The sequence below is a fragment of the Patescibacteria group bacterium genome (genome assembly GCA_041675205.1).
Lineage (GTDB): Bacteria > Patescibacteriota > Patescibacteriia > GWA2-46-9 > GWA2-46-9 > JBAYUF01.
In genome coordinates, this window is the sequence record JBAYUF010000003.1 from 102,263 (window position 1) to 118,508 (window position 16,246).

The 16,246-nt window shown below is 49.3% G+C and carries 12 protein-coding genes; all 12 read left to right on the forward strand.

The window, feature by feature from the left end; translation table 11 throughout:
- Positions 1–15: 15 nt before the first annotated feature.
- Genes WC052_02670 through WC052_02725 form a run of 12 tightly spaced genes read left to right on the forward strand, consistent with a single transcriptional unit; the run spans position 16 to position 16,210 of the window.
- The gene (locus WC052_02670; protein MFA7286538.1) at positions 16–1,428 is read left to right on the forward strand and encodes a sugar transferase; all 1,413 of its coding nucleotides are present in this window, start codon (positions 16–18) and stop codon (positions 1,426–1,428) included.
- Positions 1,425–2,519 carry a glycosyltransferase gene (locus WC052_02675; protein ID MFA7286539.1) on the forward strand — a complete coding sequence of 365 codons (1,095 nt, stop codon included), beginning with the start codon at positions 1,425–1,427 and terminating at the stop codon, positions 2,517–2,519. Before WC052_02670 ends, WC052_02675 begins: the two co-directional genes overlap by 4 nt.
- Entirely contained in the window at positions 2,516–3,583 is a 1,068-nt protein-coding gene (locus tag WC052_02680) for a glycosyltransferase family 1 protein (GenBank protein ID MFA7286540.1), read from the forward strand. The genes WC052_02675 and WC052_02680 overlap by 4 nt, the downstream gene beginning before the upstream one ends.
- Positions 3,565–4,680 carry a glycosyltransferase family 1 protein gene (locus tag WC052_02685; protein ID MFA7286541.1) on the forward strand — a complete coding sequence of 372 codons (1,116 nt, stop codon included), beginning with the start codon at positions 3,565–3,567 and terminating at the stop codon, positions 4,678–4,680. Before WC052_02680 ends, WC052_02685 begins: the two co-directional genes overlap by 19 nt.
- A complete protein-coding gene (locus WC052_02690) occupies positions 4,664–7,024 on the forward strand; it encodes a DUF4012 domain-containing protein (protein ID MFA7286542.1) in 2,361 nt (786 codons plus the stop codon). The genes WC052_02685 and WC052_02690 overlap by 17 nt, the downstream gene beginning before the upstream one ends.
- The gene (locus WC052_02695) at positions 7,017–8,816 is read left to right on the forward strand and encodes a hypothetical protein (GenBank protein ID MFA7286543.1); all 1,800 of its coding nucleotides are present in this window, start codon (positions 7,017–7,019) and stop codon (positions 8,814–8,816) included. The genes WC052_02690 and WC052_02695 overlap by 8 nt, the downstream gene beginning before the upstream one ends.
- Position 8,817: 1 nt before the next feature.
- Complete coding sequence (locus tag WC052_02700; protein ID MFA7286544.1) at positions 8,818–9,186, forward strand: hypothetical protein; 369 nt, start codon at positions 8,818–8,820, stop codon at positions 9,184–9,186.
- Positions 9,144–11,855 (forward strand): ATP-dependent Clp protease ATP-binding subunit, encoded by a 2,712-nt coding sequence (locus WC052_02705; protein MFA7286545.1) that lies wholly within the window; start codon positions 9,144–9,146, stop codon positions 11,853–11,855. The genes WC052_02700 and WC052_02705 overlap by 43 nt, the downstream gene beginning before the upstream one ends.
- 5 nt (positions 11,856–11,860) lie before the next feature.
- Complete coding sequence (locus WC052_02710; GenBank protein ID MFA7286546.1) at positions 11,861–12,943, forward strand: MraY family glycosyltransferase; 1,083 nt, start codon at positions 11,861–11,863, stop codon at positions 12,941–12,943.
- Between the two features lie 14 nt (positions 12,944–12,957).
- A complete protein-coding gene (locus tag WC052_02715) occupies positions 12,958–14,445 on the forward strand; it encodes a glycosyltransferase family 2 protein (protein MFA7286547.1) in 1,488 nt (495 codons plus the stop codon).
- Positions 14,442–15,431, forward strand: a complete 990-nt coding sequence (locus WC052_02720; protein ID MFA7286548.1) for a glycosyltransferase — start codon at positions 14,442–14,444, stop codon at positions 15,429–15,431. The genes WC052_02715 and WC052_02720 overlap by 4 nt, the downstream gene beginning before the upstream one ends.
- Positions 15,428–16,210 (forward strand): glycosyltransferase family 2 protein, encoded by a 783-nt coding sequence (locus WC052_02725; protein MFA7286549.1) that lies wholly within the window; start codon positions 15,428–15,430, stop codon positions 16,208–16,210. Before WC052_02720 ends, WC052_02725 begins: the two co-directional genes overlap by 4 nt.
- Positions 16,211–16,246 lie beyond the last annotated feature (36 nt).

Here is a 16,246-nt window from a genome sequence, read left to right on the forward strand (position 1 = left end):
GGTAATCAAGACGCCATGAAGCGTACCGAGCTATTTTTTTCAGCAGTACTCGTGCCGGTAGATTTCTGCGCGGTTGTCTTTGGTGCTTGGCTAGCGTACAGAGTACGTTTTACAACGCTCATCACCGACATCCGGCCGGTTTTGTTTGATGTGGCGGCGCAAGACTACGTCCTGTGGTCGGCGGTAGTTGCTGTGGCAGTTGTTCTGGCACTCGCCGCACTAGGTTTATATCAACGGAAAAGTTCAGATTCTTGGCTGAATGAATTCGTCCGCATACTATTTGCTGCTTCAACGGTTTTGGCTGGTGTTATTTTCTTTTTCTTTTTGCGCTCTGAACTGTTCTCATCTCGTTTCATTGTGCTCGCTGCGTGGGGTATCTGCATTGGTACTGTGACGGTGGGTCGTTTGCTCGTTCGGGCATGTCAACGGGCACTGTTTCGCTATGGGTATGCCGCGCGACGGGTGGCTGTCCTTGGCGACACGCACGTAGCGGCGGTCGTCGACCACATGCAGCAGCATCCAGAAAGCGGTTATCGAGTTGTGGCTACGTATTCGGCCGACGATACAGGTCTCGCGGCGCTGCGTGGGCTGCTGCAAGCCGATGCGGTTGATGATATTTTTTTTCTTGCACCTGAACTGACCGAGTCACGTCAAACATTTCTTGAGTTAGCCGAAGAGTTTCATGTTGCTTTTCGCTACGTACCCGAGTTACTCAATGCAGGCGTTGGTGTACCAACGCTACGGTTTGATATTGGCGTACCAGTTATTGAAGTATTGGAAACAACGATGCAAGGATGGGGGAGACTTAGCAAACGACTGTTTGATATAGTTTTTGCAGTGCTCCTGCTTGTTCTTTTGTCCCCACTATGCCTTTTGGTGGGGTTGGCAATTCTCGTAGAAACCGGTGGTCCGATTATTTTTAAAAGCACGAGAGTTGGACGGGCTCGGTCGTTCACCATCTATAAGTTTCGTTCTATGCAGCTCAGATTCTGCATTGGTACGAAGTATGGCGGTGAGGCTGCCCAAACACTGTATGACACATTAGTAGAAACTTCTTCAGACAGGAGTGGACCTGTACCCAAAATAGCTAATGATCCACGAATAACCCGCGTTGGTCGCCTGCTACGTCGGTTTAGCTTGGACGAGCTCCCGCAGCTTGTTAACGTGCTGCGTGGCGACATGAGTCTGGTTGGTCCACGGCCGCACTTTCCGTGGGAAGTAGAACGGTATGAGCGACACCACCGGAAGGTACTTGCCGTTAAGCCCGGCATGACCGGACTCGCGCAGGTTAGTGGTCGGTCTGACCTTGATTTTGAGGATGAAGTTCGTTTAGACCGATACTACATCGAGCACTGGAATTTTGGTCTTGATTTGCTACTTATGCTTCGTACGATTGCGGTTATCTTTCGTTCTCGTCGCGCCCTATGAAGGTGGCAATAGTTCATGAATTTCTTATTCAGTCCGGCGGCGCTGAACAAGTTTTAGACGTTTTGTGTCAGCTCTATCCAGATGCTGATATATACACACTTGTGTACGATGCGAATAGGTTTGGTAATAGATTTCCGGCGAATCGTGTTCGTACGTCTTTCATTCAACAACTGCCGTTTGGTCAGCGGTACTATCAGGCATATTTACCAATGATGCCGAGTGCTATCGAGCGGTTTGATTTCGGTGGGTATGATCTTGTTGTTTCTTCCTCGTCTTCGTTTGCAAAAGGCGTTATAACAGGACCAGCGACACTTCACGTTTGCTACTGTCATACGCCAACTCGTTACCTTTGGGGAGAAACAGACACGTATATGGAAAGCCTGCGTTATCCAACGTTCATTAAACGGTTAGCACTTCGCTACTTTCCAACACTCCGCATGTGGGATCAATTGGCGGCGGCTCGACCAGACATATTCATTGCAAACTCAGAGGAAGTGGCCGGCCGTATACAGAAATATTATCGTCGAACAGCCGAAGTGGTTTATCCACCAGTTCGTGTTGAAGAGTTTCCATTGCAAACGACCGCTGGCGGCTATTTTTTAACTGGTGGTCGGCTCGTTGGGTATAAACGTTTTGATATTGTTGTGGCAGCTTGTACACGACTCCGGTTACCACTCATTGTATTTGGTGAAGGACCGGATGAATCACGTCTGCGTAGCATGGCTGGTGGCACAGTGAAATTCGTTGGCCATGTATCACGCTCAAAACTTATGGCGCTATACGCTTCGGCGCAGGCATTTATTCATCCTCAAATTGAAGATTTTGGTATTACGGTCGTTGAGGCGATGGCAGCCGGTGTGCCGGTTGTTGCCTATGCCAAGGGTGGCGCACTAGAAACAGTTGTTTCCGGTAAAACTGGATTATTCTTTGAAGATCAAGATTGGGAATCGTTGGCAGCAATTTTGATTCGTTTTTCTCCAGCAGTGTTTAGCTCAGCCGTCATTCGTCAGCATGCCGAGAAATTTGATACTCGGCGATTTATTGAAAATTTTCAGGTCGCTGTGCGTACGGCAAAAGGGGAAACGGTATGATGCATATTGGTGTTGATCTGCGTGCGGTCATGGGTGTCCGTCCCACTGGCGTTGGTCAATATATCGATCGCGTACTCGATGCGCTACTTGTCGCCACAATGGCAGAAGGCGATGTGCTGACTGGTTTTACAAGCGGTCGACAGCAAGTGCGAGAGTATAAAGGCATTTCGTGCCGCACGAGTAGGTATCCAAACACAGTATTGAACGCCAGTATTTCTTTTTTTAATTATCCACCAGCAAAAAGTTTTTTTGGTACCGTTGATGTTATTTGGCAGCCAAACCCACTGTTCATTGGTTTTTCAGACGTACCACACTTTGTTACTATTCACGATTTATCTTTTTCCTATCTCCCAACGTGCTATCCGTTGCGTACTCGACTCTGGTATTTGCGTTGGGTAAAAGCATGGTTGCGTCGGGCGACGCCCGGTACTGAACTCATGGCTGTTTCAGAGCAGACAATGCGTGATATTTTAGAGCACTATCCTCAGTGGCGAGGGCGAGTACATCATATGCCTGCACCACTGCCAGCTGTTCATTCGACAGCTCCGCGGCAGCCAAGCGAGCCGTATGTTATCACTGTTGGCACGAATGAAATACGTAAAAATTTGCAACCACTTATTGCTGCCTGGCCGCGAGTGCGCGAGCGATATCCAGACCTTAAGCTCTACATCCTTGGGCAGTCCGGTTATCGAGCAGCTTGTCCTACGCCAGGTGTTGTGTTGCTGGGGTATTGTTCGGACGCTGCAAAAATTGAATTTATAAAAAATGCGCATGCCTTAGTCTACCCTTCGTTTCATGAGGGCTATGGCTATCCACCAATCGAAGCATTACAGCTTGGTACGCCAGTTATTGCTAGCAGTGAGTCAGCCTGCGCCGAGACGTTGGGTGACGCTGCGTTTTATATAAATCCTTATCGGTTAGATATATTGCCAGAACTTTTGACTGAGGTATTTGCAGCGGTTGACTCAACTGCTTACCATCATCGCGTTCAGAAGCGTTTGGATTTTTTGCAAGCGCAGTTTTCAGCAACAAAACTACTTTCACTATGGCGAAGCCGCATATAGTTTTAGATGCCCGTTTATACGGGCCGCAGCATCGCGGCATAGGGCGCTATACAGCGGCTTTGGCTGAAGCCATCAGTCGTTATAATCCGGGCTACGAGTTAACGGCACTTGTCGGCGTTGACGGTGCGGCGCAGGAACTTTCAAAAAGTGGCTGGCACGTTGTGTCGGCACCGTATCGACCATATAGCTGGCAAGAACAAGTTTTTCTTCCTCGATTACTCACTTCACTCGGGTGCGATCTGTATCACGCCCCGCATTTTAATGTGCCCTTTTTCTGTTCCGTTCCTTTTGTCGTGACCATTCACGATCTTATACTTCACGCTTTACCAAATAGGCGTGCCAGTACGTATGGCCGTTTTTACTATGCGGTGAAGTACGTCGGGTACCGTATTTTGTTTCGTCGAACGATGCGGCGGGCGAGACGGATAGTTGCAGTTACCGCATTTGTTGCCGAAGATCTTACGGAACGGTTCCCCGGTGTGAAAAGTAAGGTTGCTGTTATTGGGGAAGTGGAAAGTGCGTTTCCGGCAACTGACAATGCAGAAAAAGTGCCGTATACTATTAGTGAGCCGTACGCACTTGTCGTTGGGGCGTTTTATCCACACAAAAATATTGATCGTTTGGTGCGTGTGTGGGGTGAAGTATACCGACTGACGGGAGTAGCACTACGGCTTGTTGGCAAACAAGATTCCTTTGCTCGTCGTATTAAAGAATCTGTTGCAGAAACTTCGGCGTTTCAATTTATGGGTGAAGTTTCTGACAGGCTTCTTCCCGAGTTATACGCTGGGGCAAAGGCAGTTGTTGTTCCGTCGCTCTACGAGGGCTATGGGCTTCCGGGTAGGGAAGCGGCCAAAGCCGGTGCGCTCGTTCTGTCGTCATCACTCGGCGCCTTGCCAGAGGTATACGGGTCCGCAGCGGTCTACATACCCGTCACTGACGACGAATGTATGCGTGATGCCCTCGTTGGCGTTTTAAAAAATAACCAGAACGGAAAGCGAGCAGCTATGCCATCGGCTGAAACCACTGAAACGTTGGTTACTAAGTGGAATACCGTGTATGAGTCAGCTTTAGAAGCGCAACATGCAAAACAAGAATAAACAGCAAGGTAATAACCAAAACAATCAGGTACCGGTGTTTCTTGGTGGCCATACACCGTCAAGTAATATTGTTGTGCAAGAGGTGATCCTGGTGCCGCAGGTCGTACCAAAAAAAACCATAAAAAAATCTTTCGCACAATTTTCTTGGCTAACTGAGATAAGCACCGTTAGCCTTGTTATTGGTGTGCTGTGGCTGCTCAGTCGTGTTGCCATTTTTCTGTTCCGACTTCCTATTGTGAGAAAAGAAACGCCAGTTCGTGCAACCACCAGGCCGATTTTGGCTATAAAAAAACGTCCCCCTATTCCTTCTCCTTCTTTGTCTCGGCCAAGTCGTAAGCGTCAGTACCAACCAGCATGGCCGCGTCTACCGAAATTTGCTCCAGTACTTTCCTTTGCGCTTTGCTGCATCATTGTTTTGGCACCAGTCTGGACAGCCAGCCGTATTGGTACTGCGCAGGCTCATGCTGAAACAGCCAAGTCGCTCGCCACCGGTAGTGTTACTGATCTCATGGCCGGGGCAGAACATCTTTCGGCGGGAAATGCTGACTTGGCAAATACTTCATTCATAGCGGCTCAAAAGCAACTGCATAACGCTAATGCGCTGCTCGGTGGCATGCCGCAAGAGCTTCGTACCGGTCTAGCGTTTATACCCAAAACCGATGCCTCGTTTTCTGCGGTCAGTGAATTACTAAGTGTGGCGGAGACACTGACGAGCGTAAGCATTGTCATTACCGGCGCAGTTGCGGAAATTCAAGACTCCGGTGTTTTGGGCTCAAGCGAAAGCGAAGACATAATGCAATCAATCGCTGATGCTACTCATCAGCTAGAGGTGGCAACAAACACATTACTATCCCTACGCGTCGATGACATGCCCGAGCGTTATCAAGCTGCCTGGTTAACCTTGCACCAGTCCTTACCAACGCTCCTTGCTGCAGTACGAACTATTGATGATGCTGTGGCGACTTTGACGCATTTGAGCGGTGTGAATGCTACGCAGCGTATTCTTTTGATTTTCCAAAACAACAACGAGCTTCGAGCTGGCGGGGGTTTTATGGGGAGTTACGCTGTTCTCGATGTTGTTGATGGTGCCATTACGAACGTTTCGTTTCCAGGTGGCGGCACCTATGACGTACAGGGAAGTCTGAATGAGCTAGTCATTCCACCAGCCGCGCTTAGTTTGGTGGCGAATCGGTGGGAGTTTCAAGACGCCAATTGGTGGTATGACTGGCCAACATCGGCAAAGAAAATTAGTTGGTTTTATGAGCATGCGGGTGGCAGTACCGTCGACGCAGTTGTCGGCATTGATGCGACGTTCGTTGAGCGACTCCTTGAGGTTGTTGGGCCAATTCCGATGCCGGCATACAGATTAACAATTACTAACGAGAACTTCGTTTCGGAAATAACAGATCAGGTTGAGCAGAAGTACGACAAAACAGTAAATAAGCCAAAGCAAATTTTAGCTGACCTGTTCCCGGTTCTTGTTGCCAATTTGACTAATAAAATTCAAACAGGGGACCTTTCGCTACTCACGATATTTGCCGAAGCTGCCCAGCAGAAGCACGCAATGATTTATTCAAGAGATTCATCAATTCAAACGCGTATTACCTCACTTGGATGGGGCGGTGTTGTTCCAACGTATGAAAAAGAAACAGACAGCCTCGCCATTGTGCACACGAATATTGCTGGTCAGAAGACCGATGGAAAAATGCTCACCCGAGTACTCCGAGATATAGTGATTGGTAATGATGGTTCAATTACCGCCAACGTCAGCGTAGAGAGAACCCACACCGGTGTTAAGGGAGATCAGTACACGGGGGTTCGTAATGTGGACTATTTGCGATTCTATGTTCCGCTCGGTAGTCAGCTTATTTCCGCCACCGGTTTTGGTGCACCAGACAAAACGTTGTTTGTGCCGGCCATAACGGGTGCTAAGGCAGATGAGCTGTTGAACGCTGAACGAAAAGCGGTTATTGATCCAAGTAGCCAAACTCGTATGTACAACGAGCTAGGCAGGGAAGTGTTTGCCAACTGGCTTATGGTTGACCCGGGGCAAAGTGCCACCGTGAATATTTCATATCGTCTGCCGTGGCGCTTGCAGTGTGCGTCGTCGTTTCTCGATTGGTTTGCAGTGAAGCAGAAAGAGCCATGCCAGCGCTTCTATACATTTGCTTGGGAGTCACAACCGGGCAGCCGTGGGGTGACGCTTGAGCAGAACATCGCTCTTCCTGGCGGTACTATTTCGACTGGCAAAGGGCCAGCCACCAGTCATTATAGCGAATCTTTAATCGCAGAAAGTGATGTACAAACAGCACTTACCGTTTCTATCCCGTATAACCATGAATAATAAACAACAAAGAAAAGATTACGCAGAACTTGAAGCGTTATACGAATCACCAACTGATTTTCAGGTGCCCAAGCATGTATCTCGTTGGCGTCGATTTGCTATTGGGCTAATAGTGCTGGCGGTGGCAGCCAGCGCGGCGGCGTGGCTTGGCTTTGCTGTTTTTGATGTTTTTAGTCCGAGCAAAAGTGGCGCAGTGAGTATTGAGATTGTTGCGCCGAGTGACGCGGCTGTTGGCTCTACGGTGACGTACCGTTTTCAGGTGGCCAACAACGCAACTGAATCCGCTAAAAACATTAAGTTACGAGTGAATTATCCGCAAGGTTTCTCTTGGCAATCTGCCACCCTTTCACCTGAGAATGAGGTACACAACACGTGGGTTTTACCAGCCTTAGCACCAGGTGAGAAAAAAGAGGTGGCGGTCGACGGCACGCTGTTTGGTGAGACGGGTTCACTCGTTACTGTCTTTGCTACCGTAACGTATGAATTTCCTAACTTACCAACACAGCTCCAAGCAAGCGATTCTGTTTCAACCGCGCTCACCAGTGGTGCTATTGCTCTTACGGTAGCTGGTACGACGCAAGTGGTACCGGGTGACGAGAAAGAGTATGTTGTTACCGTTCAAAATAATGGCGCCGAACCACTACAAGCCTTGCAGCTCGTTGTGCAGCAACCAGAAAATCTTGCTATCACTGAGGCCGAACCTGCTGTAGCGGAGGCTGGTAGCTGGCAGTGGGTTACGCCGGTTTTGTCGCCAGGTCAATCATTTGCTGTAACGCTCAAAACAAAGTGGTCTTCTGAGGCTGCGGGCGAACAAGTGATTCGGGCCTCCCTCACTGCAGTAGGAAGTGCTTCGCAAGCAGCCGCCGTGGCTAGTAGCGAACTCCGGGTGGGGGTGATCAATGGCGATGTGCTTTTGACGTTAACCGCTAACGGAAACAGTAATTCAACTGCTGCATCATTCGGTGATTCACTACGGTACGTTTTGCGTTATCAGAATCTTGGGGCTGAAACAATAAATGGAATTACGGTATCCGTTCGCTATGATGGTGGCAATTTAATTCGCTGGGACGGCGTACGTGCCGAAGGGGCAACTGTTGAGAGCGGCACTATCACGTGGCGAAGCGAAAATACACCTGCATTGCAGCGACTTTTGTCTGAGGGAAGCGGTGAATTTTCTTGGGACGTGCCAGTGATTGCTAAATCTAATTCCGTTTCAGGCGCCGGTCAGATTGTCGCTACTCCTACCTTTGCTTTTTCTTCACGAGGGGACGCTTCAGAGGCTGGTAAGATTGACGGCAGCCCGATGGTCGTTGCCATTAACACTTCAGTTAACGTGCGCGTATCGGCTCGTTATTTCAGCCCGAGTGGCGAACCTATCGGTTCTGGACCATTGCCGCCCGTTGTTGGTGAGGAAACATCGTATCGCATTATCTGGCAACTTACCGGCAGCACGCACAGTTTACGGGATGTTGTTGTTACGGGAAATTTGCCGAGCTATGTCACGGCGGAGACTGGTACCGCAACAACTGGCACGCTTAAAGTTACTGGTACTACTGCCGTGTGGAAGATTGACGCCTTGCCACCTGGGCTCGAGCCGCAAGCCTTTTTTACCGTTCGAATTAAACCGACGTCTAGCGACAGTGGGCGCATCTTGGTGTTGTCGGGTCAAACAACATTGGCCGCACATGACGAAACAACCAACGGTGCCGTGAAGGTTACGGGAACGACAGCCACTACAAGTTTAGACGGAGATCAAATCGCAGCGGGAAAGGGGATAGTGACTACGGAATAGTATGGGTGCACAGTTTTTTTCAATTGGCGTACGAACAGTTACTGAAGAACTAATCAGTGCGCCGGTCTGGTGGTATTCTCGGGGATTACAGTTGGCATTTCGCCGACTGCTCGATCGGTTCAGTTATGCCAATAGATACTTGGGCGTAACGGTCTGGGCAAGTAACCTTTTTGTTCCAATGTATGGTCAGTGGGACATTGCCGGCCGGGTTATTAGTTTTTTTGTTCGAGTTGTGCAAACGGTGGTGCGATGTGTCGTGTTTGTACTGTGGGCGCTTACCGACGTCATATTATTTGCTCTGTATATTATATTTCCATTGGTCGTACTATGGCGCATCAGTACAACACTCATTCTCCTGCTAGCCCAGTAGGCGCCGCAATCGTTAGTTGCCCCGCCTGTTTTGGCGAAGGTACAGCGGATTACGCGACGTGCGTTTTGTGCGCCGGAGAGGGAAGTGCCATTAAAGTTGGGAATCACATTGCGTGGCTACCAAATGATTTGTCTGCAGCGCAGTTTCACCGTGAACGTCTGGCAAGTATTTGGCGGATACTGATTCGAGGAACAATCTTTTGCGGTGCGATTACTGCGTTAGTGTATGCCGCGCTGCTGTTTGAAGCTGGCATCACTGAAGCCATTCTATCTGATTTCGTTTCCGCACTCCTCATTTTTTCGGCAACCGGTGACTCATTTCTCTTTTGGGTCGGTGTGCTCTGCGGGTTGTTTGTGTATGTCAGTATTGAGCGTGATAGTTATGGCATAAAAAAGATTCCGCGCTTGCCCTACGATGCGTCTTCTGCGGCGCAAAAAACATATCGATTAGATATCTACAGTATGGTATCAGGCGACGCTCGAAGTTACATTGCTGCCGCAATTATTCGCGCAGACAAGTTTCGACGTCCTTTTCGACCCGCCGATTTATTTCTGTCGCTCATTACTAGTTCGGAAGTCTCCTTAATGTTGTTGCGACTTGGTGTTCAGCCGGCAGATGCTGGTCGGGCTGTTGTTCAAGAGTTACGTGCGGTCACGTCGACAATTGAAACAACCATCGGACAAACGTTACTCCGTGCCTACTTGTCGGCTTACTATGATCGTCGCGAACGGCTTGACTGCTCTGCCTTGTTTGAGGCCACCATTGCACTAGACCCGGTTGTTCGTGACGTACTGTATGAGCGAGGTATAACAGAAAGTAAAATTCGTCACGTACTTTTGTGGCAGCAGAGCGATCGTCAGCTTCGTCAGCGGTATCAAAGGTTACGTTCGGCCGCTCGGTTTCGACCGCATTCTCGGCTCGACCGTGCCATGACGGCGGTGGCCACGCCGCTTCTCGATGCTTTTTCTGAGGACATCACTGAACAAGCGCAGTATGGTGGTACGTTTCCGTTTGTGCGTCGCAGTGAAGCCATGAAAACTGCCTTACGTATATTTGAAAGCGGTGGTATGCCGCTCCTTGTTGGCGAGCAGGGGGTGGGTAAGCGGGGTCTGTTAGAAGACTTAGCTGACCGAATGGTGGCTGGTGAAGTACCGGCGGAATTAAAGGACAAGCGGTTAGTCAACCTTATTTTGCCAAAGTTAGTCAGCGGCGCGAATCCGTCTGAAGCGGCAGAGCGCATTTTGCGAGTTTTAAACGAGGCTAGTCGCTCCGGCAACATCGTGCTCGCTATTTCCGGCGTGCACGGTGTGCGTGGCATATCGAGTGGTCAGGCGGGCAGCGTGGACCTGGCCGAGGTATTAGCAACGGGTGTGCGACGGTTACGCATTAAAGTGATTGCCACAACAACGCCTGAAGCCAACCGTCAGTATTTGGTTGGGTCTGCCCTGGGTGGCTTATTTGAATCAGTGCTTCTGACCGAGCCAACCGTGGAAGAAGCGATTCCTATGGTGGAGTCTCATGCGCTGCTCACTGAGCTGTCACACGGCGTCTTTTTTACGTATGACGCCATAGAGCGGTTGGTCGATCTGACTAGTCGTTTTTTGCCCGATAAGCGGCTGCCAAAAAAAGCTATTGATCTGTTAGACGAGCTGGCGCTGTACATGAAAGAAACAAGGCAAAAGAAAAAGGTAATTCGCTCAGGGGACGTTGATAGCTTTCTGTCTTCAAAAATTGATATGCCACTTCGTGATGTATCGCATGACGAGTCGTCACTGCTTCTAAATTTTGAGGACCGAATACACGAACGATTTATTAATCAAGAGCAAGCGGTCAGTGTGGTGGCTGACGCGCTTAGGCGGGCTCGCGCGGAGATTCGAGATACGAAGCGCCCTATTGTAAACCTTCTCTTTTTGGGTCCAACTGGTGTTGGGAAAACAGAACTAGCGAAGACCGTTGCGGCGCTCTACTTCGGTGACGAAAAGAGAATGGTGCGAATTGATATGTCTGAATATGTTGGTGCTGAAAGTGTTGAACGGTTAACTGGTGGTCGAGCGACAACATATGGCATTCTGACAGAAGCAGTGCGGGCGCATCCGTTTTCGTTGGTGTTGCTCGACGAATTAGAGAAAGCAGATACACGGGTGCTCAATCTATTTTTACAGATACTCGATGACGGTCGAGTAACTGCTGGTAATGGGGAAGTTATTGATTTTACGAATACCATCATCATCGCTACGTCAAACGCCGGTACTGAGTATATTCAAGACGCTGTCCGACGAGGTGACGAAATGGGTGAAATTGAAAAAACACTACATGAAACGGTATTGAGAAAGAATTTTGCACCAGAGTTCATTAATCGTTTTGATGCAGTGGTGGTTTTCAAGCCGCTTACCTTACCGCATGTTTCGGCCATTGCCAGTTTGTTGTTAAAAAAAGTTGCGAAGCGAATGGAAGTGCATGGCGTTTCGTTTGTGGCCTTACCTGCGGCGATAGAAGAATTAGCTGCCGCCGGATTTGATCCACTCTTTGGCGCGCGTCCTCTGCGGCGGGTTATTCAGGATAGAGTTGATTCAGTACTGGCCAGGTACTTACTTGAAGGTCGGCTACATCGAAGAGATTCTGTAACGTTAGAGCCGGGCGGTATACTGCGCATTGCGCGACCAGAGTAATCTATATGCTGTACGCCATAGCTTTTGGGGCAGCTGGTATTGTGGTGCAATTTTTCATTCTGTTGGTACGCGCCTATGCCAACAGTCGTCACATAGTTGACGACCCAACGCAGGACGCCGCACGACGGATGCACACCCGACCTATTCCGCTCCTCGGTGGCCTGGCAGTGTTTGCTTCTATCTTTACTGTGGCATTCTATTTTGGATTCATTCGAACAGACCTGGTTACCACCTATCTTAACGCGGGTCAGTTGGTCTGGTTCTTTATTGGTGGGTTCATACTCATGCTTGGTGGTTATCTCGATGATCGCTATGGTCTGCCTGCGCCCGCCAAACTGGCTTTACCGGTGCTCGCTTCACTTGCCGTGGTGTTTGGTGGGATTGGGGTCAACTTTATTACGAACCCCTTTGGCGGCGTCTGGCGCATTGATCAAATAAAGCTGCCAGTGACCTTGGCTGAGGCCAGCTATTTCGTAAATCTTGGCTCAGCACTCTTTACGGTTATATGGCTGTCGGTCTTAATGTACACGACGAAAGTTCTAGACGGCCTCGACGGACTGGTGAGTGGCATTGGCTTTATTGGTGCGGCAACAATATTTACGTTGTGCCTCTTGCCACCAGTACTGCAGCCTGATACCGCATTGTTCGCAGCCATTATTGCCGGCGCATTTTTTGGTTTCTTGCCACACAATTGGCATCCGGCAAAACAGTTCTTGGGGGAGTCTGGTAGTCTCTTGGCTGGTTACACAATTGGTGTGCTTAGTATCATTGCTGGCGGGAAAATGGCTACCGCAGCGCTCGTCATGGGTCTTCCGCTCCTCGACGCTTTTGTTGTCGTTGTGAGGAGGGTGCTTGAGCGAAAAAGTATTTTTTCGGCTGATCGTTCACACCTTCATTTTGTGCTCGTTGACCTCGGGCTTGGGGTTCGTGGTTCGGTGGCGGTGTTTTTTGCCTGCAGCGCCGCCTTCGGTGCGGCTGCGCTTTTCTTGCAATCCACCTATAAACTCTACGCATTGGCGTTTCTCGGAGTGCTTGCCGGAACGATTATATTCGGTCTACCATTTGCCAAACGGGTTATCGGTAAGTAATTCCAGTTAAATCTATGACTGATAGGCAAAAGTATCGTTTACTCGAGGCAATTCCAGGTACCCTTACCTGGTTTACCTTTACTTTGGCAATCCTACTTTCAGTGGTCAAACCACTGTGGGCTATAGCGCTTGTCATTCTTTTTGACCTTTACTGGCTCCTCCGGGTTGGTTATTTCGTTTTCTACCTCATTCATTCCTGGCGCATTCAGCGTCGAGAATCGCGACGAGCATGGTGGGATGAATTACGGGTAACGTATCCATCATGGGGTGAGTATTACCATATAATTTTTTTACCAACGTACCGGGAATCGAAGGAGGTCATTGAAACAACACTCACTCGCTTTACGGAAATTGCGTACGACCCCAAACGACTCATTGTCGTTTTGGCTGGAGAAGAGCGAGATGCTGAAAATTTTTCAGCACTGGCCCGAGAATTAGAAGCTCGTTACGCGTCGCATTTTCATGCCTTCATTACGACGCTTCATCCGAAAGATTTGCCAAATGAAATTCCGGGTAAAGGCGCCAACCTAAATTGGTCAGGGCATCGTGTGCAAGAATACGTTGATGAACAAAAACTCGCTTATGACAAACTCATCGTATCTGCGTTTGATGTTGATACAATTGTCGCGCCACAGTATTTTGCCTGCTTAACCTATACGTACCTCTCGCAGCCAAATCCGCAGCGGTCAAGTTACCAACCAGCCGTTGTTTATAATAATAATCTTTGGGAGTCGCCGGCGTTGGTTCGCATTGCCGCCATGGGCACAACATTCTGGTTGATGACCGAACTCGCTCGGCCAGAGCGACTCTTTACATTTTCGTCGCACAGCATGAGCTGGCAGGCGCTCGTTGATGTTGGCTTCTGGGAGAAGCGAATTGTCACCGAAGATTCGCGTATTTTCTTGCAGTGCTTCCTGCACTATGAGGGTGACTACGTCGTTACGCCAATGTACGTGCCAGTATCGATGGATATGGTGGCGGCTGGTGGGTACGTGAAAAGTTTAGGGGCACTGTATCGACAGCAGCGACGCTGGGCGTGGGGCGTTGAGCACTTACCGTTCATGCTGTGGAACTTCCGAAAACACCCAAACATTCCGATGCGAAAAAAATTGTACTACCTCTGGAATTTGGGCGAGGGTATGTATACGTGGGCCACAGCACCAATTCTTATCACCGTGCTTGGCTATCTACCGCTCTATTTGGCGCCGCTGAACATTGCAGAAGTTGCGCTCACACAGAATGCGCCGGCATTACTTGAGTTGTTACTACGACTCGCCATGGTGGGTATTTTTGTAAGCGGTATTTTGGGTATGTCGCTCTTGCCACCTCGGCCAAACACTGTACCGGCGAACAGATACCTCATCATGATTTTACAGTGGGCACTGTTACCGTTCACGCTAATTTTATTTGGTTCGCTACCGGCAATTGATGCGCAAACGAGACTCCTTCTCGGCAAGCACCTCGGTTTTAACGTCACACATAAGGTACGAAAGTCGTCATGAGCGTTCGTATCGTACTTGTCACGAGAAACGGGCTACCCATTGTTGAAGAGTCCTTGTCTGCCATTGCTAGCTATAGCGGTGGTGCACAGGTGAGTTTGCTAGACAATGGTTCGACAGACGGAACAAGTGCCGTTCTTCGTGCATGGGCCATGCAGCACAATGCAGAGCTATTAATCTCAGAAACAAACACCGGTTTTTCAGCCGCCTATAATGCTTTACTGCGACAGGGGAGTGAGCCATATCTCTTGGTATTAAATCAAGATGCGGTGTTGAGTTCCGGCTATGTGGATGCATTAGAGAAAGTGCTCGGTGAAGTGCCTGAGCTAGCGTCAGTTAGCGGAACGCTACTCCGCAGGGATGACGTCGTAACAAATGTTATCGACGCGCAGGGGCTTACAATTCATGCAACGGGTCGGGTAGTTGAGAGAAACCGCGGACAACAATTTAAAAATTCGACCACGGAGTTACAGTACGGTTTTGGTAATCCCGCCACAGCTACGCTGTATCGTCGCTCAGCACTGCAAAGTATCGCCCTTGGCACCGCCGTACATCCACAATATTTTGATGAGCACTTCTTTGCCTATAAAGAGGATGTTGACCTCGCGTACCGTCTGGCACTTGCCGGTTGGAAGTCTGCGGTCTTACCGAATGTTGTCGCCAGTCACATTCGCTCAGTCCGCGGCATTGCGGACGACCAGCAAGAAATTGGGGGGCGGCGTACGGCTGCGGCATGGCTTGCCCGGACTGATCTCCAGCAGTACCTTTCTTATCGTAACCACCTATATTTTCTTTTTGGTACCGCGCTCGTGCGGCGAAACTATGTTTCATTGCCGCTCGTTATTATGTACGAAAAGATAAAGGCGTTTATGGTACTCATTACCCGACCACGACAATTTTTTCGAGCGTGGGGCGAGGTATTTGGTAATCGTGAGTATTTGAAGGAAAAGCGTAAACACACTCGTGCTCTTAAACGGGTTCAGGTATGAAACTTTCAATTGTTATCGTAAATTATAATACCGCTGGATTGCTTCGTGAATTTTTGCGCGCCATTTTTGCGAATCCGCCGGAGATTCCATATGAGATTATCGTTGTTGATAATGGCTCACGGGATAGAAGTATTGAAGTACTCAAAGAGTTTTCTGGTCGAGTACAGGTGATAGATACAAAGCGTAATCTTGGATATAGCCGCGGCACTAATGTTGGTATTCAGACGGCACAAGGGGAGTTCATACTGCTCGCTAACACCGACCTCGTTTGGGAGCCTGCGGCTGTTCTTTCGCTTGTTGCACATGTAGAGGCAAACCCAAAGGTTGGTGCCGTCGGACCCAAATTATTGAATCCTGATTCCTCGCTTCAGTATTCCTGCTACCGTTTTCATACACTACTCACCGCGTTGTACCGTCGCACGCCGCTTGGACGAACGCAGACGGGAAAGCGTGAGTTAGCCCGATTTCTCATGACGGATTGGTCGCACGACGAAACGCGAGCAGTTCCCTGGTTAATGTCGAGTTGTCTATTACTTCGTCGCGCGGCAATGACTGCGGTGGGCAATTTTGATGAACGCTACTTTGTCTATTTCGCCGACACGGATTACTGTCGCCGGTTATGGTTGGCGAACTGGGAAGTGCATTACCTGGCTTCGGCCTCGCTGATACACTTTCATAGACGTGAATCAGCTGACGACTGGCGCACTGCGATTATTCATAGTAAGGATCTTTTGCGATATTTTTGGAAGTGGAGAAGGTCAGTGCCGCCGCGCGTTTAGGATTGCCAAAGCGGCGTTTTTTCAGTATCATAGAAG

Bases quoted from the DNA above. Each gene is read 5' to 3' on its own strand.
- WC052_02670 (MFA7286538.1), top strand. From the start codon at position 16: ATGAAGCGTACCGAGCTATTTTTTTCAGCAGTACTCGTGCCGGTAGAT.
- WC052_02675 (MFA7286539.1), top strand. From the start codon at position 1,425: ATGAAGGTGGCAATAGTTCATGAATTTCTTATTCAGTCCGGCGGCGCT.
- WC052_02690 (MFA7286542.1), top strand. From the start codon at position 4,664: ATGCAAAACAAGAATAAACAGCAAGGTAATAACCAAAACAATCAGGTA.
- WC052_02700 (MFA7286544.1), top strand. From the start codon at position 8,818: ATGGGTGCACAGTTTTTTTCAATTGGCGTACGAACAGTTACTGAAGAA.
- WC052_02715 (MFA7286547.1), top strand. From the start codon at position 12,958: ATGACTGATAGGCAAAAGTATCGTTTACTCGAGGCAATTCCAGGTACC.
- WC052_02685 (MFA7286541.1), top strand. From the start codon at position 3,565: ATGGCGAAGCCGCATATAGTTTTAGATGCCCGTTTATACGGGCCGCAG.
- WC052_02705 (MFA7286545.1), top strand. From the start codon at position 9,144: ATGGCGCATCAGTACAACACTCATTCTCCTGCTAGCCCAGTAGGCGCC.
- WC052_02725 (MFA7286549.1), top strand. From the start codon at position 15,428: ATGAAACTTTCAATTGTTATCGTAAATTATAATACCGCTGGATTGCTT.
- WC052_02710 (MFA7286546.1), top strand. From the start codon at position 11,861: ATGCTGTACGCCATAGCTTTTGGGGCAGCTGGTATTGTGGTGCAATTT.
- WC052_02720 (MFA7286548.1), top strand. From the start codon at position 14,442: ATGAGCGTTCGTATCGTACTTGTCACGAGAAACGGGCTACCCATTGTT.
- WC052_02680 (MFA7286540.1), top strand. From the start codon at position 2,516: ATGATGCATATTGGTGTTGATCTGCGTGCGGTCATGGGTGTCCGTCCC.
- WC052_02695 (MFA7286543.1), top strand. From the start codon at position 7,017: ATGAATAATAAACAACAAAGAAAAGATTACGCAGAACTTGAAGCGTTA.